Raw genomic sequence first — 21,840 nt, forward strand, 5'->3', positions numbered from 1 at the left:
CCGCTTCTTTCGCACAGGCCTGCAAAGCTCTGATCCGAAACGATTGCAATGTCACTTGAAAATAGCCACGGAGCCTTGCAACAGTACGATGCTGCTGTAATTACAGCATTGGCAGTTCAGAATAAACTGTGCTGAACAGTTACAAGATCTGAAAGATTCCCACTTCCCGCTTCTTTAATATCCGATGCGCCATGGTCAAGGCAGATTCTCCATAAAACCCGGACTCATCCAGCTTTCCGCAAGGCCATCTTCCATTTCCTTTATAATAAAGGCTTCCACCCCATCAAGCCCCAGAACCATTTTCTGTGCCTTTTCCATACCCATGACAGGAATGGCCGTGGCAAAGGCATCGGCCACCATGCAGCTTTCATGGCGCACCGAAGCACTGATAATCTTTGTATCCGCAGGCCTGCCCGAAACCGGGTCCAGAATATGGGAAAAACGCCTGCCGCCAGACTCAAAAAAATTACGGTAATCTCCGCTGGTGGCAAGGCAACCCTTGCACGTTTCAAGCCGCAGCACAAGATCTGCAGGCGTGGCGCCGGGCACAGGCCGGGTGATGCCAAGGGTCCATGGACTGCCATCGGGCCTGCATCCCGCCACCCGGACCTCACCACCGATCTCCACAAGATACTGTTTAACGCCAGCCCCTTCCAGTACCTCGGCCAGGAGGTCCACCCCGTAGCCCTTGGCAATGGCACCAAGATCCAGACTCACACCATCTTTTTCTTTTCCAATACGACCATCCCCATAAAATATAACCCGGTCAAATCCCACCAGCGATCGTGCACGGGCAAGCTCTTCTTCACCGGGAATTTTTTCACTGTAACCTTCGGGCCCGAACCCCCACAGATTGACAAGGGGCAGCACCGTAGGATCCAGCGCCCCTTCCGTCAGGTCATGCACCCTGCGGGCGGCTTCCAGCACCCTTTTCAGATAAAAATCCGGCTGCATTTTTTCCCCTGCCTTCAGGGCATTGAATCTGGACACACCGCTGTCGGGAATATAAATGGAAAGGGAGCGGTTCACTTCCCCAAGGCGCGCATTCAGAAGACCAGCCATGGCTTCCCTGTCCACAGATGGCGGCAAAAGACACTTCACCTGCCAAGTGGTGCCCATGGTATTGCCGGAAAAAGTTTCCATGCGCGCCCGGTCGCATCCCCATAAAACACCCGAAATAAAAAGAAAAAAAAGCACTTTAAAAACTATTTTCATCACACTTCCCGTCTGATCAGATCCATCACAGCCTGACGCAGCTGCGCATGTTTCACAGGCCGTGGCAGACAAAAAGCAAATTCCCCTCCCACGGTGCCACTACCCGGACAGAACATCCTTGAAGATAAAAGCCCCCAGGGAGGCAATCCGTTTTTGAAAGTAAAATCCTCCCCGGCCAAAAGTCCGAAGCCTTCCACATCCTCATCCACCAGAATCAGACAACAGGCTTTCATTTTATCGGAGGGAAGTTTTTTCAATACCTGCACTGAAGGTGAAAAATCCACGGCTGCTCCCCATTCCTGAAAATAAGCTTCCAGCTGGGAGCTGAGCAGGGGATGGGACACCACAAGCATCACCCTCCTGCCAGCCAGAAAACGGGAAACCCTCTCTTCGCTTTTCATCCCCTTAGCCAGCACAGCCGTAAACCAGAAAACACTGCCCCCGGTCTCTCTGGCGGCAAACCCCATGTCTCCACCCATGAGATTCACAAGCTGTTTTGAAATCACAAGCCCCAGCCCCGTACCCCCGTAGCGGCGGCTCATGGAAGAATCTCCCTGATAAAAGGGCTTAAACAGGGCATCCCCTGCATCTTCGGGAACACCAATCCCCGTATCCGCAACCTCAAAACGCAGCATCAGATTCTTTTCGGATTCACTTTCCATGGTAATCCTGAGACAGACCTCGCCTTTTTCCGTGAACTTCACGGCGTTGCCCAAAAGATTAACCAACACCTGCTTCAGCCGCAGGGCATCTCCCTCAAGGGCATCCGGAATTTCCCGGCGTATCCATCCGGTAAGGCCAATTTTCCGGGTCGCCGCAGAAATGGCCAGTACATCAAGGCTTTCTTCCATCAAATCCCGCAGGGAAAAGGGCTCCTGACTGAGATTCTCACATCCGGCCTCCATTTTGGAATAATCCAGCACCCTTGTGATAATTTCAAGCAGCCCCTCCCCTGAAGAACGGATCATTTCGGCATAATTTCTCTGCACGGGATCCATCTTTGTTTCCAGAAGCAGCTCCGCCATGCCAATGACCCCGTTCATGGGTGTACGGATCTCATGGCTCATGTTGGCCAGAAACTGCCCCTTGGCCTCACTGGCCGAATGGGCCTGAGAAGCAAGAATGCGGGTTTTTTCCATGAGATGTTCCAGTTGAATGAAATTATCCGCAAGCTGCCTGCCTATCCTTACAAAAATATCCCGAAGGGCTTCCATTTCACGGGTCGTCACCTTCACATCCTCAGGTCGTATCTCTTCCAGCCGCTGGCGCAGCACCAGGGGAGAGTCTGCCCCCTCCAGACGGGCCAGTTCGCTGGTGATCTCGGAGAGGGGGCGGAGATGGCGGTTCAGGACCAGAACAATGCTGCCCACAAGGGTCAGCAGCATAAAAAGACCTCCTGCACCGGTCATCAGATAAAGCCCCGTAAGCTGCTGGCGCAGCTTTTCCGTGGAAAAACCCATGCGCAGATAGCCCATGACCTCTCCTGTATAATGAATGGGCCGGATCACATCCAAAACAGGTTCTCCGGCTCTTCCCCGCTCCCCGCCCATATATCCGACAGCCTGATTCAGGCGGGCATGGCGAATCTGAAAAGATTTTTTTCCACCATAGGGAAAGAGGTGCAGATCCCTTTCATCGGCAAGGCTATAACTGCCGGGATCTAGCGGAAGCACGGAATCTTCCGGCATATCCAGCAGGGCATCATCCTGGGCAAGGATAATGATCCCCTCGGGATCCGTAACAAAAAAATAGATGAGGTCGGGATCATTGAAAAAATCATGGCTGAGATTCACCGCCAGATTGGCCCAGTTGGCATGGTATAAAAGCTGGCCGCTGCGCCGGGAAATTTCATTGACAACAAAATGAATTCTCCCGTAGCTGGTTTCCCGCAGGGCTTTCCCCGCCTTCTGGGAAATAAAAATTCCCAGAAGAAAAATCTGAACGGAAATCAGCAGGGTCACAATAAAAAGAATTCTGGTGCGCAGGCTGGGCTTATGCCTCATCCGTCCCTCCCCCTTTATTCCAGAACAATTTCATGGATGAAAAAAAGCGTATCCGGATTGGGCAGCCTTTCTGCGAGCTGGGGATATTGCTGGGGGGGAACCCAGAGAAACCATGGGCCTCCGCAGGGAACCGACAGAGGCACACCGTCCTTATGGGAAAAAAGAAAAATTTCTTTTCCTTCCACCTCATTCCTTTCAAGGCGCAGATCCCGTCCCGCCAGTGCCTTGAAGGTCAGGGCGTCAAAGGAAAGGCCTTTGCTTTTTAAAAGATCCTCCACAATAAACCCCCGGAGTTCCTGTTTTCCAACATGGCCGGGGGACGTATGGCGATAGCCCTTGGGAACCGGTACCAGCATGTGCCGGAATACCATACCCGACTCCGAAACCCCATCTCCGGATACAGGATACACCGCATCCCCCTTCATAAGACGCAGGGGAACGCCCTGACCTTTTCCCGGAACAAGAGCCCTCACATACCAGGCATTGACAGAGGGGTGAAGCTTCTCTTTCTTTTCAAAAATCACCTTCAGCGGACCACCGCGGGCCCGGGAAATCGGCCTCCCATTTTCGGACCAGGCAAGAAGTCCCCCTTTTTCACGGACAAAGTCCATGGGAAAAAAAGCCATATACTGGTCCTCACTGAGCAGGGTCACACTTTCCACATCCTTTCCCACCAGATCACCAATAAAAGCTCCCTGAAAGGTCCGGAGTTCATTGCCGGGAAAATTGGGATCCAGACTTGCAATTTCAGAAACCCTGACAGAAAGATCCGTATTGACAAAGGAAATCTTTTCCTTCTGAAACGCCAAAACCGTAATCTCAGGGCCTTTTTCCGCAGAAACGGCATTGACCATGAAAAGAAAAAACAGAATGCTTAATCCGGCAAAAAAGAGACGCACCTGTCACCTCCTGAGTGGATGGGTAAAAGCAAGTACTCCTGTAATTGTTCAGCACAGTTTATTCTGAAACTCCAATACTGAAATTGCAGCAGCTTCGCTGTTATTGCAAGGCGCTCTGGCTGTTTGCAAGTGACGTTGCAATCGTTTCGGATCAGAGCTTTGAAGGCCTGTGCGAAAGAAGCGGCAAACTGTCTGAGCCGCCACAAAGGCAGCGTGCTCAAGCCTGCCATGGTAATCAAAAAGTTTATCCTGCCTGTGGCGGGGAGTTTTTGCCGCTTCCGCACAGGGCAAGAAACTCCCGAATAAGATTGCGTCACGGGCAAACAGCCAGGGTGCCGTGCATCTGTTTGGCAGCTATGGTACCTGGAAAACTGTGCTGAACAGTCAGGTACTTCTGAAGGGAACACAGGAAAAATACCGTTCCCAAAAAATCAATCCAAGGTATACTATCAGACCTTTTATGATAGTTTAATATAAAATTCCTTACTCTAACCCTCCGAACCCGAAAGCGTCAAGCAACATGCCTTTTTCATGCGACCCCGCATCTTCCGGAATACTTATGGAAAAACTGAAAAGCCCCATGGATATCCGGGGAAAAACCGTATTCTCCCGCATTTTTCTGGCACCCATGGCAGGTATCAATCATGTGGCATTCCGGGAGTGTATAAGAAACTTCGGCGGCTGCGGCCTCCTTTTTACGGAAATGTGCAGCGCAAAGGCCCTGCCCCACGAAAACCCGGCCATCTCCGAAGTTTTCCGCTGGCAGCCGGAGGAACTGGACAGCCTTGTCTGCCAGATTTTCGGTGCAGACCCCCTTGCCATGGCAAAGGCCGCCCGGAGGATAGAAAACGAAGGGTTTTTTGGTGTGGATCTGAATTTCGGCTGTTCCGTATCTGCCATCTGCAAGCAGGGAGCCGGTGCGGCACTCCTCAAAAATCCGGATCAGGCCCTTGCCATCGTAAAAGAAGTACGGGCCGCCGTCTCCATCCCCCTGTCCGTAAAATTCCGCACAGGATGGGAGGACAAACCGGAAAAAACCCTTGAACTGGCCCGAAGACTGGAAGATGCCGGATGCGACTTTCTCACCTTCCACCCCAGAGTGGCACCGGACCGCAGATCCAGAAGGCCCAGATGGGAATATATCAAAGCCGTCAAAGAAGCCGTATCCATACCGGTTTTTGGCAACGGCAATGTCTTTACTCCGGAAGACGGATTGAAAATGCTGGAAGAAACAGGCTGCGATGGCCTCAGTATCGGACGCATGGCCGCCGCAAGGCCCTGGCTCTTTGCCCTGTGGACGGGAAAACTTGCCGGACCTCCGGATACGGCAGAAGTTCTCCTTTCCATACACACAAACTGCTGCCGTCATTTCGGGGAGCTCAGGGGCTTAAGGCTTTTTAAAAAAATCCTTCCCTATGCCATGGCGGCCTATCCCTTTGGCCACCGCATGCACGCCCGTATCCGCAGCGCAGAAAACGGACAAATACTTAAAGAACGCATCCTTGAGGTTTTTGCAGACAGGCCGCAGGCCTCCCATGCACCCAACGGAAGCCTGATGGTGTAAAAAAAGAATCCTTGCAAAAAAGACCTTCTTTATAATAGGTAGCCCATAAGAATATCATCAGGAAACGCAACGCTTTCATAAAGGGCGGAGTCTGCCATGCCCACACCCCACATCAACCATCTTTTTCAGACAGATCTGGATTTTCAGAAATTTCTGAACCACATTCCCATGGGTGTCTTTGTCACGGACAGGGAAAGGCGCATTATCTGTGTCAACCACGGATTTGAGGCCCTTACGGGATTTTCTTCGGATCAGGCTCTGGGTCTTCCCTGCCGGGATATCCTCCGCAGCCGCCAGTGCATGCTGCATTGCCCCGTAAAAAAGGCCATGGAAACGGGGGAATCCCAGAGCATTGAAACAGACATCATATCCAGAGACCGCCAGCGCATTCCCGTACGCATGACCGCAGCCCCCCTGTGCGACGCCCATGGTAACCCCAGAGGATTTCTTGAAACCCTGGAAGATTTAAGGCCCCTGAAACAGCTGGGAGAAAAACAGAGCAAGGCCTTCAGCTTTTCCAGCCTCATTGGCCGCAGCCCCCAGATGGAAAAAATTTTTCAGATTCTGCCGGTTCTGGCCCAGAGTGATGCCTCTGTCCTCATTACAGGAGAAACGGGAACGGGCAAGGATTTAGTAGCAGAGGCCCTTCACCGGAGCTCCGAGAGGGCCAGAGGGCCTTTTATCAAGGTAAACTGCGGTGCCCTGCCGGAAACCCTTCTGGAATCCGAGCTTTTCGGACACATGAAAGGGGCCTTTACCGGCGCCCAGGAAAACAAGCCCGGACGCTTCCGTCTGGCCCATGGCGGCACCCTCTTTCTCACGGAAATAGGTGATCTGCCCCTAAGCCTTCAGGTAAAGCTCTTAACCTTTCTCGATGACCGCATCATCTTTCCCCTGGGCAGCACCCGAGGCTTTCCCGCCAATGTACGCATTGTTGCTGCCACCCACAGAAATCTTGAAAAAATGGTTCAGGAAAAAGCCTTCCGTCAGGATCTCCTTTTCAGGCTCAATGTGGCAAGGGTTCACCTGCCCCCCCTGCGGGAAAGGGAAGATGATGTCCGTCTGCTGCTGGATCATTTTCTGAATGCCTTCAACCGCCAGCTCAAAAAAAGTATCCGGGGCTATGCACCGGATGCCCTTGGCATTCTTCTGGCCTATTCCTTTGAGGGCAATGTGCGGGAGCTGAGAAATATTGTGGAGTATGCGGTGAATGTCTGCGCTGGCAGCACCATAAATACCTGCCACCTGCCCGCCTATCTGACCTGCCCCATATCCGGCCTGGAAACCGCACAGGAAAAAAAACCCTCCGTGATGCTGCATCAGGGAAACCCGGAAGCCTCATGGAATACGGTGGAAAGACAGATGATTCTTAATGCACTGATTCAGGCAGGGGGCAGAAAAAGCAAGGCCGCCGTCCTCCTTGGCTGGGGTCGCAGCACCCTGTGGCGCAAAATCAAGCAGTACGGCATTAACGCATGAGGATAAAGCATGGATAAAATACTGATCCCCATTTACGGGCAGGACATTGCCCCCCGTTTTGATCTGGCAACGGAAGTGGTGATTCTCATCCGGGAGGTGGGCAACCCCACACCGGAAGAGCGCATGATGGTGCTTCCCCAGGCTTCTGCGGAACAGCTCTGCCATCTCATCCTCAGCGATGGCATCGCTACCCTCATATGCGGTGGCATCGAAGAAGAATATTATCAGTATCTCTCATGGAAAAAAGTGGCCGTTCTGGATTCCGTGATGGGCCCCTGGCAGAAGGCTTCGGAACTCTTCATGGAAGGTCGGCTCAGGGCAGGCCAGTGCCTTCACACACGCCGCATGGAGGGGAAAGATGTTTCTTAGAAAACTCTGGCACAAAGCCGTCAATTCCATGCTGACCTTTCCCGAAGACAGCATCTCCCCCCACCGCTATGTCATTTTAAAACGCAACATCATCCTCATCATGTGCCTTGTCTGCATCATTCCCCTTGCCCTGATGGCGGGCATCAACTACAGCCTCTACAGGGCCAACCTTGAAAGTGAAATACTGCGCCCCATCCAGGTCATGGCAGAAGATACCCGCCACGCCTTTGAGCTTTTCATTGAAGAACGCCTCTCCACCGTCCGCTTCATTGCCCACGCCTATACCTATGATGAACTCCATAACGAAAAAACCCTGCAACGGGTTCTCAGGACCATGCGCTCGGAGTTTGTGGGCTTTGTGGATCTGGGACTTATTAATCAGGATGGGATTCTCGTAAGTTATGCAGGACCCTACAAGCTTCTGGGGAAGGACTATTCCCAGCAGCCATCTTTCCAGGAAGCGTCCGTCCGGGGAGTCTATATTTCCGATGTTTTCATGGGCTACAGAAAATTTCCCCATGTGGTCATTGCCGTGCAACGCATGGCAGAAGATGGCAGTACCTGGTTTATACGGGCCACGCTGGATACGGGCCGATACGAAGCCCTCATTGCCAGCATGGCCCTGCGGCCGGAGTTTGACGCCTTTCTCGTCAATCCCGATGGCATTCTCCAGACCAATGCCCGCTTTTACGGAAAAATACTGGAAGAATCCCCCTTTGACATCCCGCCGGGCATCCACGGAACCCACACCATCAAAACCATAGATCCCGCAGGAAAAGAAGTGCTTGTGGCCTTTGCGCCAGTACGCACGGATTATACCCTTGTGCTGGTCAAGCCCCTTTCCGTTCTTCTTCGCAGCTTCTATGCCATGAAGGTGGAGATGCTCATCATTTTCGGCGTTGGCGTTGTGGCCATTATCCTCGCCGTGGTGGGCGTTGCCGACGTACTGGTGCAACGCATCCGCAATTCCGATGAAAAACGGGCCACGGCCATACAGGAGCTGCAGCATACCCAGAAACTTTCCTCCATTGGCCGTCTGGCCGCAGGGGTGGCCCACGAAATCAACAATCCCCTGGCCATCATCAATGAAAAGGCAGGGCTGATGCAGGACCTTGTGGGGCTTTCGGAACCCTTTGAGCGTCAGGACCGCTTCATGGCCCTTACGGACAACATCCTGCAATCCGTGGAGCGCTGCCGGACCATCACCCACAGACTCCTTGGTTTTGCAAGGCGCATTGACGTGCAGTTTGAAAAACTGGACCTCAACGGCGTTCTCAGGGATACCCTTGGCTTCCTTGAAAGGGAAGCCAGCTACCGCCAGATCGAGATGCAACTGCTTCTGTCTCCGGAACTGCCGCCCATTGTTTCAGACAAGGGTCAGCTGCAGCAGGTTTTCCTCAATATACTCACCAATGCCTTTGCCGCAGTGGAAAACGGCGGCTGCATAAAAATACGCACCCGGTTTGAAATCCGCAAAAAAAAGGTTTTGGTCTCCATAGAAGACAATGGCTGCGGCATGGATGAAGAAATCCGTAAACATATCTTCGACCCCTTCTTTTCCACCAAAAAGGGCAGCGGTACGGGTCTCGGGCTTTCCATCACCTACGGAATCATCAACAAACTGGGCGGAACCATACAGGTCAACAGCAAGGAGGGAGAAGGCAGCACCTTTACCATTTCCCTGCCCCTGAAAGGAAACAGCAAAAGCAGTGAAGCAGAAAATCCTGCGGATGAAAGGGAAAAGGAATGAAAAAAAACTTAAGCATTCTCCTCGTGGATGATGAAGAGGAATTTGTGGTGACCCTGGCAGAAAGGCTTGAAATCCGGGGGTTTTCCCCCACCATTGCCGAAGACGGAGAAACAGCCCTTTCCATATTCACACCAGACACCTTTGATCTTGTACTTCTAGATCTCATGATGCCTGGCATCGGTGGCCTGGAAGTACTGGCAAAGCTCAAGGAAATCCAGCCCACCGTTCCGGTGATCCTGCTAACGGGCCACGGTTCCACCAGAGAAGGCATGGAGGGTATGCGGTTGGGTGCCTTTGATTACCTTATGAAACCATTAAACATTGAAGAGCTGATCCGAAAAATCCAGGAAGCCGTACCGGATACAGTGCAGCCCTGAAGGGAGAAATTTAAAATGCGTCATTTTGAGGAAATCCATTTTGCAGGAAAAATCACCGCTTCCGTTACCCATGAGCTGCGCAATGTTCTGGCGGTGATCCGGGAAACCAGCGGACTGATGCAGGATATCATGTCCCTGCAGGATCAGGGGAAAAAAATCAGCGGGGAAGAGCGTATCCAGAGCGGTTTCAGGGCCATTTCAGATCAGATCCAGAGGGGAAGCCAGCTCATTGACCGTCTTAACCGCTTTGCCCACAGCTCCGACCACCCGGAGGAAAGTATCGATATCCAGGAGGCTGCCGCTGATTTTTTCCAACTGACGGAGCGTCTGTGCAGAATCCGGCGCATCACCCTTGTACCTGAAACAAGGGGGAACCCCATCCATATCACGGCCTCAAAATTCTATTTTTATGCGGCCCTCTTTCAGGCGCTGGAACACTGCCTGAGCCTTCCCGAAGACAGCCATATCCCCGTATCCTTTACAGAAAAATCAGAGATATACTTCCATGTATCAGGCCTTTTTGCCGAACCGGTGCAGAAAAAACTGACCGGGGCCTTCCTCCTGACAGGTGATACCTGCAGCATTCGTATATCCCACAACACCGGTTCATAATGTGCCAAAACAACCAAAACACCCTGTTTCTTTTTGTCTCATAAAGTCTCAAGCCCAGATCCTTTTCTTCCCCGACCCGACCGCACCCCCAAAAACAGCCACCCCACACACAATAAAAATAACCTTAAAATCAAAATACTTAAATAGACAGGAAAACTGAAAACCCAGAATCTCCTGACCTTTGGCCCTGCCTTTGCATTAAGGAAATAATCCGAAAACAGGACAGCATCATCCTTTGAACGCATCAGGAGCATCCATGACCATCCTTTCCCTTTTCAGTGTTCGGTATGCCGGAAGCGAGTCTCTGGTGGATGATCTCTGCCAGAAAACCCGCTCCCGACTCTTCCGGGATACGGATATTATCGAACGCTGCTCCCTCAGACACCACATCAAACCTGCGACTCTTAAAAAAGCCCTCTACTCAGGAACCAGTGTATTCAATAATTTTACCCACGAAAAAGAGTATGCCACCGCCTGCCTCAGGGCCACCCTTGCCGACCTCCTGGAAACCGAAGGCCAGATTTTTACAGGCCATACGGCCCTGCTTCTCCCCTTCTCCCTGAGCCATGTTCTGAGAATTCACATCACAGCAGGCCACAGGTGGCGGATCATGCAGGCCAGAGCCATGGGAACCACGGAAAAGGAAGCCGAAGAAGAAATCCGCCGTCACGACACCATCACCGCCCTCTGGACCCGCCACCTCTGGAAAAAACCGTCCATGGATAAAGACCACTTCCATATGATGCTGACCATGGACAAGGCAGAAAATCCCCTGGAAGAAATCCTTGAAACCATGGCGCAGCCCCGGCACCAGATTACAAAAGAAGGCCGCTGGGCCATGGAGGATTTCCGCCTCAGGACAAGGGTGGAGCTTGAACTCAATCTGGCAGGCCACGATGTGGCGGTGGATGTTTTTCAGGGCAGGGGCCGCCCCACCATAGAAAAAAAATTTCCCAGACCCTCAAAACTGGCAGAAGAACTGCACAGCATTGTCAGGGCATCTCCCGGAGTGCAGGAGGTGGAAATCTGCATGGGACCCGTATCCGCCGATGCCAGAAACTACCACAGATACGATGCTGCCGTGGCCTGCAAGGTTCTTCTGGTGGACGATGAAAAGGAATTTGTCCAGACACTTTCGGAACGCCTGCGCATGAGGGAATATCCAAGCCATGCGGTCTTTTCCGGACAAGAGGCTTTGGATCTGCTGGAAGAGGATGCACCGGATGTCATGGTTCTGGATCTCATGATGCCCGGCATCAATGGGTTTGAGGTGCTCCGCAGGACAAAGCAAAGCTACCCGGAGATAGAAATCATCATTCTTTCCGGCCATGGTTCGGAGACTGACCGGCAGCGCTGCATGGACATGGGGGCCTTTGCCTGCCTCCAGAAGCCTGCGGATATCAATGAACTGAAGGCCGTCATCAATGAAGCCCATGCCCGTATCCTTAAAAGGCGGGAAACACCATGACACATGAAAAACACCGAAGGCATTCCTATGGATGTTGACCATAAAAAATATAAGAAACGTATAAAATTACAGGGAGATCTTCCCACAGACTGCCCTGTGGAATAAAACAGTCCCTAAGGGTCCCCGAAACCCTTAAGGGCTTAGATGTCCGCAGGCGCCAAGGAGAAAAAATGAAAATCAGAGTCATGCTCGTGGATGACGAGGCCCCCTTTGTGGATACCCTCGCCCAGAGGCTTACCATGCGGGATTTCAATGTAAGCAAGGCTTACAACGGAAATCAGTGCCTGGAAGCCATTACAGCAAACCCCCATGAAACCGATGTGGTGGTACTGGATATCCTCATGCCCGGTCTCAGCGGCATCGAGGTCTTAAAACGGATCAAGGCCATCAATCCCCTGATGCAGGTTGTGCTTCTTTCAGGGCAGGCAACGGTGGAGACGGCCATTGAAGGCATGAAACAGGGGGCCCATGATTTCCTCATCAAACCCACGGAGGCCGAAACCCTTGCCTTAAAAATCAGAGAAGCTGCCGCAGTCAAGGCCAGCCATGAGGATCGCATTCAGAAAGCAGAAACGGATAACATCATCCAGCATAAGGGCTGGTAATTTTTTCATTGGGGACAGACCCGGTAAATCCGGGGCTTTCCTGAAATCAGAATCCATCATCCAAATATTATTCAAGGAGTGATTATTATGAGTGCCTCTGCTGCCGTTCAAAAGGCTCAGGTTGACTACAAACGCCTCTTTTTCATGTTTCTGGGGCTCTTTCTTTTCTGCATCGTTTACTGGGCCCCCCCCTTCCCCGATGCCGTGGACCCTATGGGTGCCTCCTTCACCCTTTCCAAGGAAGCCAAGGGCGCCATTGCCATCTTCCTTCTGGCAGGCACCTGGTGGGTGTTTGAAGTTGTACCCATCGGCATTACCAGTATCCTCATCGGTGTCATGCAGGTCATGTTCCATGTGCGTTCCGCCAATGATGCCTTTAAAGACTTCATGACCCCTTCGGTCATGTTTATCTTTGCCTCCCTCATCATCGGCATCGTCTTTACCAAAACAGGACTGACCAAACGCATTGCCTACAAAATGCTCTCCATTGTGGGGGAGAAAACCCACCTCATCATGCTGGGCTGCTTTCTCATCACCGTAGCCCTCACCCATTTCATGGCCCACACCGCCGTGGCAGCCACCATGTACCCCCTGCTGCTGGCCGTTTATGCCATGTACTCCGATGATCCTTCCAAGCCCAGCAATTTCGGCAAAGGCCTTTTCATCGGCATGGCCTATGTGGCTGGCGCCGGAAGTATCGTCACCCTGCTGGGTGCGGCCCGTGCGCCTGTGGCCTTAGGCTTTTACAATGACATTGTCGGCCGTGAAATTTCCTTCTTCGAGCTGACCTACTACATGGCTCCCGTGGGCTGGCTCATGGCCTTCCTCATCTGGGGCATGATGCTCCTTCTCCTTCCCCCGGAAAAAAAGGAAATTGAAGGCGTCCGTGAAAGGGCTGCGGAGCTGGCCGCCCAGCAGGGTGGCATCACATCCAAGGAAATCATTGCCGCTGCCGTGGTCATCACCTGTATAGCCATCATGTCTTTAGGAAGCTTCATCCCGGCACTGGGCAAGCTGGATAAAACCGGCCTCATCCTCATCACCACCCTGATTTTCTTCACCACCCGCATCCTCACCATTGAGGATCTGGAATCCGTACCCTGGAATATCATTCTCCTTTTCGGCGGTGCCATGAGTATCGGCTTCTGCCTCTGGCAGACCGGGGCGGCCCAGTGGATGGCCGTACACTGGCTCACCCTCTTTGAAAAGGCCCACTGGTTTGTCTTTGTCATGGGTATGGCCGTTTTTGTTCTGGCCATGACCAACTTCATCATGAACGTGGCTGCCATTGCCATTTCCATGCCGGTGGCCCTTGTCATTGCGCCCTACCTCAATGTGGCTCCCGAGGTTATCACCTTTGCAGCCCTTGTCACCGCAGGTATGCCCTTCCTCCTGCTGGTGGGTGCCGCACCCAACGCCATTGCCTATAACTCCGGCCAGTTCACCACAGGAGAGTTCTTTAAATATGGTATTATCGCCAGTATTCTGCTACTGGCTGTACTCAGTCTCTTTATTCTGGTCATCTGGCCCCTGATGGGGATGCCCGTCTCCATGCTGGGATAACAGCTTCGATACAAAAAACAGGGGACAGCATGACCGTCCCCTGTTTTTTCCAAGGAAACAAGATGGACTCTCCGGTATCAGGCACATCGGATAAGGACGGCATCCTCAGCCTAAGGAGCCGTCTTTACCTTTCCCTCGGCGGTATTCTTCTGCTGATGAGTGCGGGAACAGGCATCATGGCCTGGTACACCCGGACCCTTGAAAATCTGGTCAACGAAGACATTCCCCGCAGCATTGCAGCCTTCCAGTCCGCTGAAGCCCTGGAAACGGCCATGATCAACCAGAAGGGCTTTGTTACCTACTATATGCAGGACAGGGATCCTGAATGGCTGCGGAGACTGGGGGAATACCGGCGGATCTTCAGGGAGAAGCTGGAAGATGCGAAAAGCCGGGCCCGGACACCGGCCCAAAAAGACCTGATCCGGGAAATCGACAAAAACTATCAGCGTTATATTCTCATGAAAGACGGCGTCATTGACCATTATGTCTCTGGCCGCTTTCAGGAAGGACAGGAGCAGCATCCGGAAATCCGCATGCTCTTTTTCCGCATCATCCAGCTCTGCGAAGACTTTAAAACCCTTCAGGCCCATGCCCTCAGCGACCTTCAGGAAAATGTGAGAAAGGAAACCCGACAGGTCAGAAACCTCACCCTTTTCATTCTCCTCATCACCTCGGCCCTTGTTTTCGTCCTTGGCATGGAAATATCAAGGCAGATTCTAAGGCCCTTAAGAAAACTGGCCCAGGCCACGGGAGCCATGAATTTCCAAAAAGGCAACGAGGTCAACGCCGTAAGCAGGGGCGTTCAGGGCCTGATCCGTGATGCTGGGGAGGCCTCCCGCAGGCTGGAGCGCAGCCGGGAAAATCTGGAACAGGCCGAACGCATGGTCATGGTGGCAAGGCTTGCCGCTGGCATGGCCCACTCCATACGCAATCCCCTCACCTCCGTCAAAATGCGGCTTTTTTCCCTGTCCCGCTCCCTGAAGCTGGATGAGGACCAGCGGGAGGATTTTGATGTCATTTCCAGCGAAATCAATCATATAGACACCATCGTTCAGCATTTTCTGGAATTTTCCAGACCCCCGAAACTGAAAATCCAGTCCATCTGCCCCTCGGATGTGGTGGATCAGGCCCTGACCCTGCTGAAACACAGGCTGGCCTCCTATGATGTCACCGTCACCCTGAACCGCAAAGAAGAACTGCCCCAGATCGCAGGGGATCCGGAACAGCTCAAGGAGGTTCTGGTCAACCTCATTGAAAACAGTTGTCAGGCCATGGAAGGAAGACCCGGCCACATGGAAATATCCGAAGGCCTTGAAAACCAAGAAAAACCCATGGCCCGCATCCGCATCCATGATTCGGGGCCGGGTATCCCGGCGGACCTCCTTCCCCGCATCTTTGATCCCTTTGTCACCACCAAGGAAGACGGTACGGGCCTTGGCCTGAGTATTGCAAACCGCATCATCGAAAACCACGGCGGTTCCATTGAGGTACGTTCCGTACCCGGCAACGGAACCACCTTTGATATTCTGCTGCCATGCACGGACCGGAAAAAAGGAGAGGCCTGATGGCCCACATTCTCATTATTGATGACGACGATCAGCTCAGAACCAGTTTTCAGCGCCTGCTCACGGCAGAGGGCTTTCAGGTCAGTACCGCCGCATCCGGAGAAGCGGGCCTGCGCTTCATCGGAGAAAAGATACCGGATCTGGTCATTGTGGACATACAGATGCCCGGCAAAAACGGCCTTGAAGTCTTTGCCATCATCCACGACAACCATCCCCGCCTGCCCGTCATCATCATGACCGCCTTCGGCACCACGGAATCCGCCATCGAAGCCACCAAGGCCGGCGCCTTTGACTACATTTTAAAACCCTTTGACATTCCTGAAATGCTGACGCTGATAGGAAAAGCCCTGGATGCGGGAAAATTCATGAAGACCCAGATTTCTTCGGGTGAAGACAGCGAACCCCCTGTCACCGTCAACGAGGCCATCATCGGCCGCAGCCCTGCCATGCAGCAGGTTTACAAGGCCATCGGCCGGGTTACGGCCACCGAGGCCACGGTGCTGATCCGGGGAGAGTCCGGCACAGGCAAGGAACTTGTGGCCAGTGCCATCTATCAGCACAGCAGCAGATCCGATAAACCCTTCCAGATCATCAACTGCGTTGCCATACCGGAAACCCTTCTGGAATCCGAGCTCTTCGGCTATGAAAAGGGAGCCTTTACCGGTGCCGTTCAGCGCCGCATGGGAAAAATTGAACAGGCCAACGGCGGTACGGTGTTTCTCGATGAAATCGGAGACATGCCCCTTTCCCTGCAGTCCAAGCTCCTGCGGCTGCTGCAGGAACGCAGCATTGAACGCATTGGCGGAAGGGACACCATTCCTGTGGATGTGCGCATCATTGCCGCCACCAACCGCAATCTGGAACAGGCCATAGAAGAGGGCATCTTCCGGGAAGATCTCTACTATCGCCTCAATGTGGTCAGCCTCACCCTGCCGCCCCTCAGGGAAAGAAAGGGAGACATAAGCCTTTTAACGGATTATTTCCTGCATCGTTTTGCCATGGAATCGGGCATGGAAAATCCGGGCATCAGCGATGAGGCCCGGGGCAGGCTGGAGCAGTATGACTGGCCCGGCAATATCCGGGAATTCGGCAATGTCCTGCACAAGGCCATTATCTTCAACCGGGGCATGCCCGTTGCTGCCGAGGATCTCGATATGGGAAACCCGCCACCCCTCAATGATACCACAAGAAAAACCCCGGATCTGGAGGACGGTATCCGGCAGTGGATACGCGCCGGTCTGGAAAAGGGAGAAAGTACTTCATTTTTTGATGAAACCATGGATACCTGTGCCCGGCTTATGGTCAGTGAAGCCCTGAAGTTCACCGGCGGCAACCGGTCCCAGGCCGCAAGGCTGCTGGGCATGTCCCGGCCCACCCTCCACGCCCGCATTGATAAGTATAACCTGAAAATGGAAACCTCCATAAAAACGGAAGCCGAAGACTGATCCAGCCTCCCGTCCAGAGACCTTACACCCCCTTGGACAGCCTGGAAACCATGCGGACACCACCCCCCTGACACCCACCAAAAAAACCCAATATTTACAAGGCAATACCAAACAAAAAACTTCTGGCACACCCCTTGCAAAATCTCCTCTCAGCAAACACCCGGGCTTAAAGAAAGCCCGTGTCCATGAACCCCAGCGGGAGGAGAAAAAGCCCATGCAACAATTTGTCAGAGACTTCATGGTCCCCACGGAAAAATTCCCCACCATTCAGGACTCCGCCACATTCACCGAAGCCGTACTGGCCCTTGAGGCATCCCAGGAAGCCTTTCTTGCGGGCAAACAGGAGCAGCGCATCCTTCTTGTCTTTGATGATGCCGGTAAAATTGTAGGCAAACTCACCCCCATTGATATTGTCCGGGGGCTGGAACCCAATTTCGACAAGGTTGTGGATAAAGAAGCAGGTGCTTTTATCTCCAATGTCAATTACGTCATTGATTCCATGAAAAAACAGACCCAGCTCTGGTCAAAACCCATTGACGATCTCTGTGTCAGGGCAAAGGACATGCGGGTCAGAGACTTTGTCAAAAGCACACCCCGTTCCCAGATCATTGGCGCAGATGCCAGCCTCAACGATGCCCTGCACGCCTTTGTGATTTTCGGCCATGACGCCATCTTTGCCATGGACGGACCCGTGGTGGCAGGGGTTCTGCGTTTTTCCGATGTTTACCGGGAAATCCAGAGACAGATCAAAGCCTGTAAAATTTAGCGACGGATAAAACCGTCCGCATTTTATATTCATTTATTTCTCACAAGGAGACTGAAACATGGCTGAAAACACACAGGAGCTGAAAAAACCCGGCCCCAATGAACTGGTGATTGATGAGCATCCGGAAACACCCCCCCAGTCCGGCATGAGTATCATCATCAAATGCGCCATTGCCATTGCCTTAGGGATTTTTGTTTATATCCTTCCCACACCGGACAACCTTTCCCCCGAAGGCCACAAGCTGCTGGCCCTTCTGGTCACGGTTCTTGTTCTCTGGATCACTGAAGCCATACCCATTGGTGTCACGGCCCTCTGCGTGGGTGCGGGCATGATCGCTTTAAATATTGTGGGCAGAAACGACGCCTGGACCCCCTATGCCAACCCTGCCGTTATGTTCGTTCTCATGATCATCATGTTCGGCGTTGTCTTGAATGAGGTGGGCCTTGCCAAACGCCTCATGTATCACCTTTTAAAAATTGCAGGCACCAATGTAAAAAAACTGAGCCTGATCCTTGCCGTGGGCTGCACTTCGCTGGCCACCATCCTCCACGATGCCACGGTTACCGTTGTCATGGTATTTGCCTTTGTTCCCGTTTTCATGGCCATGGGCATGAAGCCCGGCGCAGGCCACAAGCTGCCCAAATTCTTCCTCATGCTCATTCCCATGGCAGCATCCGCAGGGGGCTTTGGCACCATGATCGGTGGCGGTCGTAACCCACTGGCTCTGGAAATTCTTTATCGCTACACCCATGAGACCACAGGTGTGGGCAAGGTCATCGGCTTCATGGAGTACCTCATTATCCAGTTTCCCATCAGCCTTTTCACAGGCGTTGCCACCTGGGCTGTGGTTTACCTTCTCTTCAGACCCGAAGAAAAGGAGCTGGTGGGTGTTAAACTGGAAGATCCCGGTCCCATGAGTACGGCGGAACTGGGTGTGGGCCTTGTTTTCCTTGGTGCCTTTATCCTCTGGTTCCTTGGAGATATCACGGGCTGGCATGTGAGTGTGGTGGCAGCCATGGCCATGGTGGGCTTCTGCGCTCCGGGCTGGGTTTCCTTTAAAACCATCTGTGACAAATTCCCCTGGGAGTCCTGGATTGTATTCGGCGCTGGCGTCTCCTTAGGCCTTGCCATGCTGAAAACCGGTGCAGGTCAGTTCCTTGCGGAATCCTGCCTGCCCCTCCTTGAAGGTCAGGGATCCTTTGTCACCTTCTTTGGCCTTGGCTTCTTCGGCTCCTTCCTCTCCAGCCTCATGAGTAACTCAGCAGCCGTGGCCCTGACCCTGCCCATCACCCTGCCCATGGCGGACATGCTGAACATGTCGCCTGTGGCCGTAGCCCTGCTGGCACCCATCACCACCTCCTTCATCATGCTGGTCATCGGCTGCCCTCCCACCATCATCGCCTACAGTGCTGGCTACTTCACCCAGGTGGATTTCATTAAGGTAGCCGTGCCCTGGTGTATCTGCCTGCTGGTGATTTCCGTGGCTGCCGCCCTTTTATACTGGCCCATGATAGGGGTGTATGGGGGTTAAAAACCCATTTTCAAACAACAACACCATCGAAAAAACCGGACCTCTTCAGGTCCGGTTCATAAAAAAAGGAGATAAAACCCATGGAACCCATACGCATTCTGGTGGTGGACGATGAAAAGGATTTTACGGAAATGCTCTGCCTGCGACTGACGGAGGCAGGACATATGGCAGAGGCGGTGCATGATGGTCAGGCCTGCCTCAAAAAACTGGATGAAAAACCCTTTGACGTTCTGATTCTGGATATCCGCATGCCCGGCATGGACGGCCTGCAGGTTCTCAGACAGATTAAAACGGACCATATTTCAACGGAAGTCATCCTGCTCACAGGCCACGGCTCCACGGAAACCGCCGTGGAAGGCATGAAAAAAGGCGCCTTTGACTATGCCCTGAAGCCCTACGACTTTGCGGATCTCTTAGATAAAATCAAAGAAGCCCGTATGGTTAAAAATGAAAGGGAAAGGCGGATCATAAAGGCGGAGGAACGTTCCCGACTGGACAAACTGGAAAAACACATGCGTTTTTAAAGGCCTGTGGTCTGCTTATTGCAGCTAAACATCCATTGAATAAGCCCCACGAACGGGGAGTTCCCGTCCAGCCCCGCAGATTCCTTTCCCCCTCCGGAAAGGGATCAGATCGCCCCCCGATCAGCGGGGACCCTGCCCGGACGGGAAACTCCCTCCATACTCCCCGTTAAGAAGGACACCGGTTTTCCGGTGTCCTTTTTTCTTAGGATGATGCAGAAAATACACGCTCCCTTGCCAGAACAAAGCTCTTTCTGTGACCTGTCTGCCCAAAGCCTAAAGTGTAAAGGCCACTGACAAGACCCCCAAAAAACTGTCGGGTTTTTTTTCAATTCAGCCCCTGCCATTTCCCTTCTTTCATATCACGAACCTGCCCTTCAAAAAAATAATGAGAAATCCATTAAGCCTTAAATAATCCCCATCCTCGCCACCTTCAGGGAATCCCAATTCAAAAAAAGAAAATTAACCAAATTTCTGCTTTTTAAAAAAACCAAAAGACATTTTCCGGTATCATCCTTGCAAAAAAACCTTAAAAAGTGGCCTGAAATAAAAAAGCTATAAAAAATTCAGGCCTTTCTTCAACATCCTTCCCTGCTCAGGGAAGCAAAAATAAAACAGAAGATTGTGAAAGGAGTTTATACCATGGGAGCCCAGGATCATGCGACCCCGCCCCCCAACCGCCTTGTTGACCACCATGAGGAACCCCAAAGTCCCCCGCAGTCCGGCATGAGCATCATCATCAAATGCACCGTTGCCGTTGCTCTGGGTATCTTTGTCTATCTTCTTCCCACGCCGGACAATCTCTCTCCCGAAGGCCACAGACTGCTGGCCCTTCTGGTCACCATTCTTGTTCTATGGACAACCGAAGCCCTGCCCATCGGTGTCACAGCCCTCTGTGTCGGGGGCGGCATGATCGCCTTTGACATTGTGGGCAGAAACGATGCATGGACACCCTATGCCAACCCTGCGGTGATGTTTGTTCTCATGATCATCATGTTCGGTGTCATCCTCAACGAAGTGGGCCTTGCCAGACGGCTCATGTACTATCTGCTGAAATTTGCGGGAACCAACGTCAAAAAACTCAGCTTTATCCTTGCCGTGGGATGCACCCTTACGGCTACCGTACTCCACGATGCAACGGTCACCGTTATCATGGTGTTTGCCTTTGTTCCTGTTTTCATGGCCATGGGCATGAAGCCCGGCAGCGGCCACAAACTTCCCAAATTCTTTCTCATGCTCATTCCCATGGCTGCATCCGCAGGGGGCTTTGGCACCATGATCGGTGGCGGTCGTAACCCGCTGGCCCTGGAAGTGCTCTACCGCTACACCGAGGAAACCACGGGCGTGGGAAAGGTGATCGGCTTCATGGAGTACCTCATCATCCAGATGCCCATCAGTATCTTTACGGCCATTGCCACCTGGGCCGTGGTATATTTTCTTTTCAGACCCGAAGAAAAGGAACTCAAAGGCATTGAACTGGACGACCCCGGCCCCATGAGCACGGCGGAACTGGGGGTCAGCATTGTTTTTGTTCTGACCTTTATCCTCTGGTTTCTGGGAGATTTTACGGGCTGGCATGTCAGCGTGGCCGCCTGTATTGCCATGGTAGGCTTCTGTGGCCCGGGATGGGTCTCCTTTAAAACCGTCTGCGACAAATTCCCCTGGGAATCCTGGATCGTTTTTGGTGCCGGTGTTTCTCTGGGTATGGCCATGCTGCAGACGGGTGCGGGCCAGTTCCTTGCGGAAAGCCTGCTTCCCATGCTGGAAGGAAAAAGCAGCTTCACCATTTTCTATGGCCTTGGACTTTTCGGCTCCTTCCTCTCCAGTCTCATGAGCAACTCCGCAGCGGTGGCCCTGACCCTGCCCATCACCCTGCCCATGGCGGACATGCTGAACATGTCTCCTGTGGCCGTAGCCCTTCTGGCCCCTGTGACCACCTCCTTTATCATGCTGGTCATCGGCTGCCCCCCCACCATCATTGCCTACAGCGCAGGCTATTTTACCCAGATAGACTTCATCAAGGTGGCCGTTCCCTGGTGCCTGATCCTGCTTCTTGTATCCGTGGCAGCGGCCCTGCTATACTGGCCTTTAATCGGCATACACTGATA

The 21,840-nt window shown here is 52.7% G+C and carries 18 protein-coding genes; 15 read left to right on the forward strand and 3 right to left on the reverse strand.

Annotation, left to right across the window (positions count from 1 at the left end):
• Positions 1-195 precede the first annotated feature (195 nt).
• Genes LZ24_RS05255 through LZ24_RS05265 form a run of 3 tightly spaced genes read right to left on the reverse strand, consistent with a single transcriptional unit; the run spans position 196 to position 4,117 of the window.
• Positions 196-1,215: an FAD:protein FMN transferase gene (locus tag LZ24_RS05255; RefSeq protein ID WP_144683085.1), complete on the reverse strand. Its 1,020-nt coding sequence runs from the start codon at positions 1,213-1,215 to the stop codon at positions 196-198.
• The gene (locus LZ24_RS05260; RefSeq protein WP_144683087.1) at positions 1,215-3,218 is read right to left on the reverse strand and encodes an ATP-binding protein; all 2,004 of its coding nucleotides are present in this window, start codon (positions 3,216-3,218) and stop codon (positions 1,215-1,217) included. Before LZ24_RS05260 ends, LZ24_RS05255 begins: the two co-directional genes overlap by 1 nt.
• Before the next feature lie 14 nt (positions 3,219-3,232).
• On the reverse strand, positions 3,233-4,117 hold the full coding sequence (locus LZ24_RS05265; protein WP_144683089.1) for a molybdopterin-binding protein: 885 nt from the start codon (positions 4,115-4,117) through the stop codon (positions 3,233-3,235).
• 559 nt (positions 4,118-4,676) lie between these two features.
• On the opposite strand from LZ24_RS05265, the gene LZ24_RS05270 reads away from it, so the two are divergent.
• From LZ24_RS05270 to LZ24_RS05340, 15 genes are all read left to right on the forward strand, one after another.
• A complete protein-coding gene (locus tag LZ24_RS05270) occupies positions 4,677-5,681 on the forward strand; it encodes a tRNA dihydrouridine synthase (protein WP_246118522.1) in 1,005 nt (334 codons plus the stop codon).
• A 96-nt stretch (positions 5,682-5,777) separates the two neighbouring features.
• Positions 5,778-7,160, forward strand: a complete 1,383-nt coding sequence (locus tag LZ24_RS05275; protein ID WP_144683093.1) for a sigma-54 interaction domain-containing protein — start codon at positions 5,778-5,780, stop codon at positions 7,158-7,160.
• Positions 7,161-7,169: 9 nt separating this feature from the next.
• A complete protein-coding gene (locus LZ24_RS05280; protein ID WP_144683094.1) occupies positions 7,170-7,529 on the forward strand; it encodes a NifB/NifX family molybdenum-iron cluster-binding protein in 360 nt (119 codons plus the stop codon).
• The gene (locus LZ24_RS05285) at positions 7,519-9,279 is read left to right on the forward strand and encodes a sensor histidine kinase (RefSeq protein ID WP_144683096.1); all 1,761 of its coding nucleotides are present in this window, start codon (positions 7,519-7,521) and stop codon (positions 9,277-9,279) included. The genes LZ24_RS05280 and LZ24_RS05285 overlap by 11 nt, the downstream gene beginning before the upstream one ends.
• Positions 9,276-9,656 carry a response regulator gene (locus LZ24_RS05290; RefSeq protein WP_144683098.1) on the forward strand — a complete coding sequence of 127 codons (381 nt, stop codon included), beginning with the start codon at positions 9,276-9,278 and terminating at the stop codon, positions 9,654-9,656. Before LZ24_RS05285 ends, LZ24_RS05290 begins: the two co-directional genes overlap by 4 nt.
• A 15-nt stretch (positions 9,657-9,671) precedes the next feature.
• Positions 9,672-10,268 carry a sensor histidine kinase gene (locus LZ24_RS05295; protein WP_144683100.1) on the forward strand — a complete coding sequence of 199 codons (597 nt, stop codon included), beginning with the start codon at positions 9,672-9,674 and terminating at the stop codon, positions 10,266-10,268.
• 256 nt (positions 10,269-10,524) lie between these two features.
• Complete coding sequence (locus LZ24_RS05300) at positions 10,525-11,736, forward strand: response regulator (protein WP_144683102.1); 1,212 nt, start codon at positions 10,525-10,527, stop codon at positions 11,734-11,736.
• Positions 11,737-11,906: 170 nt separating this feature from the next.
• On the forward strand, positions 11,907-12,341 hold the full coding sequence (locus LZ24_RS05305; RefSeq protein WP_144683104.1) for a response regulator: 435 nt from the start codon (positions 11,907-11,909) through the stop codon (positions 12,339-12,341).
• Positions 12,342-12,428: 87 nt separating this feature from the next.
• Positions 12,429-13,904: an SLC13 family permease gene (locus tag LZ24_RS05310; RefSeq protein WP_144683106.1), complete on the forward strand. Its 1,476-nt coding sequence runs from the start codon at positions 12,429-12,431 to the stop codon at positions 13,902-13,904.
• Between the two features lie 62 nt (positions 13,905-13,966).
• Positions 13,967-15,469: a sensor histidine kinase gene (locus LZ24_RS05315; RefSeq protein WP_222427540.1), complete on the forward strand. Its 1,503-nt coding sequence runs from the start codon at positions 13,967-13,969 to the stop codon at positions 15,467-15,469.
• Positions 15,469-16,914, forward strand: coding sequence for a sigma-54-dependent transcriptional regulator (locus LZ24_RS05320; protein WP_144683108.1), 1,446 nt, complete (start codon positions 15,469-15,471; stop codon positions 16,912-16,914). The genes LZ24_RS05315 and LZ24_RS05320 overlap by 1 nt, the downstream gene beginning before the upstream one ends.
• Before the next feature lie 214 nt (positions 16,915-17,128).
• The gene (locus LZ24_RS05325; RefSeq protein WP_144683110.1) at positions 17,129-17,680 is read left to right on the forward strand and encodes a CBS domain-containing protein; all 552 of its coding nucleotides are present in this window, start codon (positions 17,129-17,131) and stop codon (positions 17,678-17,680) included.
• Positions 17,681-17,738: 58 nt separating this feature from the next.
• The gene (locus LZ24_RS05330) at positions 17,739-19,211 is read left to right on the forward strand and encodes an SLC13 family permease (RefSeq protein ID WP_144683112.1); all 1,473 of its coding nucleotides are present in this window, start codon (positions 17,739-17,741) and stop codon (positions 19,209-19,211) included.
• An 80-nt stretch (positions 19,212-19,291) separates the two neighbouring features.
• Positions 19,292-19,735 carry a response regulator gene (locus LZ24_RS05335; protein ID WP_144683114.1) on the forward strand — a complete coding sequence of 148 codons (444 nt, stop codon included), beginning with the start codon at positions 19,292-19,294 and terminating at the stop codon, positions 19,733-19,735.
• A gap of 639 nt (positions 19,736-20,374) precedes the next feature.
• Entirely contained in the window at positions 20,375-21,838 is a 1,464-nt protein-coding gene (locus LZ24_RS05340) for an SLC13 family permease (RefSeq protein WP_144683116.1), read from the forward strand.
• The last annotated feature ends 2 nt before the right edge of the window (positions 21,839-21,840 follow it).

The sequence above is a fragment of the Desulfobotulus alkaliphilus genome (genome assembly GCF_007830435.1).
GTDB lineage: Bacteria > Desulfobacterota > Desulfobacteria > Desulfobacterales > ASO4-4 > Desulfobotulus > Desulfobotulus alkaliphilus.

Excerpts from the sequence above, each read along its gene's own strand:
- LZ24_RS05340 (WP_144683116.1), top strand. The coding sequence starts at position 20,375 with ATGGGAGCCCAGGATCATGCGACCCCGCCCCCCAACCGCCTTGTTGAC.
- LZ24_RS05310 (WP_144683106.1), top strand. The coding sequence starts at position 12,429 with ATGAGTGCCTCTGCTGCCGTTCAAAAGGCTCAGGTTGACTACAAACGC.
- LZ24_RS05260 (WP_144683087.1), bottom strand. The coding sequence starts at position 3,218 with ATGAGGCATAAGCCCAGCCTGCGCACCAGAATTCTTTTTATTGTGACC.
- LZ24_RS05305 (WP_144683104.1), top strand. The coding sequence starts at position 11,907 with ATGAAAATCAGAGTCATGCTCGTGGATGACGAGGCCCCCTTTGTGGAT.
- LZ24_RS05275 (WP_144683093.1), top strand. The coding sequence starts at position 5,778 with ATGCCCACACCCCACATCAACCATCTTTTTCAGACAGATCTGGATTTT.
- LZ24_RS05300 (WP_144683102.1), top strand. The coding sequence starts at position 10,525 with ATGACCATCCTTTCCCTTTTCAGTGTTCGGTATGCCGGAAGCGAGTCT.
- LZ24_RS05330 (WP_144683112.1), top strand. The coding sequence starts at position 17,739 with ATGGCTGAAAACACACAGGAGCTGAAAAAACCCGGCCCCAATGAACTG.
- LZ24_RS05255 (WP_144683085.1), bottom strand. The coding sequence starts at position 1,215 with ATGAAAATAGTTTTTAAAGTGCTTTTTTTTCTTTTTATTTCGGGTGTT.
- LZ24_RS05320 (WP_144683108.1), top strand. The coding sequence starts at position 15,469 with ATGGCCCACATTCTCATTATTGATGACGACGATCAGCTCAGAACCAGT.
- LZ24_RS05270 (WP_246118522.1), top strand. The coding sequence starts at position 4,677 with ATGGAAAAACTGAAAAGCCCCATGGATATCCGGGGAAAAACCGTATTC.
- LZ24_RS05295 (WP_144683100.1), top strand. The coding sequence starts at position 9,672 with ATGCGTCATTTTGAGGAAATCCATTTTGCAGGAAAAATCACCGCTTCC.
- LZ24_RS05325 (WP_144683110.1), top strand. The coding sequence starts at position 17,129 with ATGCAACAATTTGTCAGAGACTTCATGGTCCCCACGGAAAAATTCCCC.
- LZ24_RS05285 (WP_144683096.1), top strand. The coding sequence starts at position 7,519 with ATGTTTCTTAGAAAACTCTGGCACAAAGCCGTCAATTCCATGCTGACC.
- LZ24_RS05335 (WP_144683114.1), top strand. The coding sequence starts at position 19,292 with ATGGAACCCATACGCATTCTGGTGGTGGACGATGAAAAGGATTTTACG.
- LZ24_RS05315 (WP_222427540.1), top strand. The coding sequence starts at position 13,967 with ATGGACTCTCCGGTATCAGGCACATCGGATAAGGACGGCATCCTCAGC.
- LZ24_RS05290 (WP_144683098.1), top strand. The coding sequence starts at position 9,276 with ATGAAAAAAAACTTAAGCATTCTCCTCGTGGATGATGAAGAGGAATTT.
- LZ24_RS05280 (WP_144683094.1), top strand. The coding sequence starts at position 7,170 with ATGGATAAAATACTGATCCCCATTTACGGGCAGGACATTGCCCCCCGT.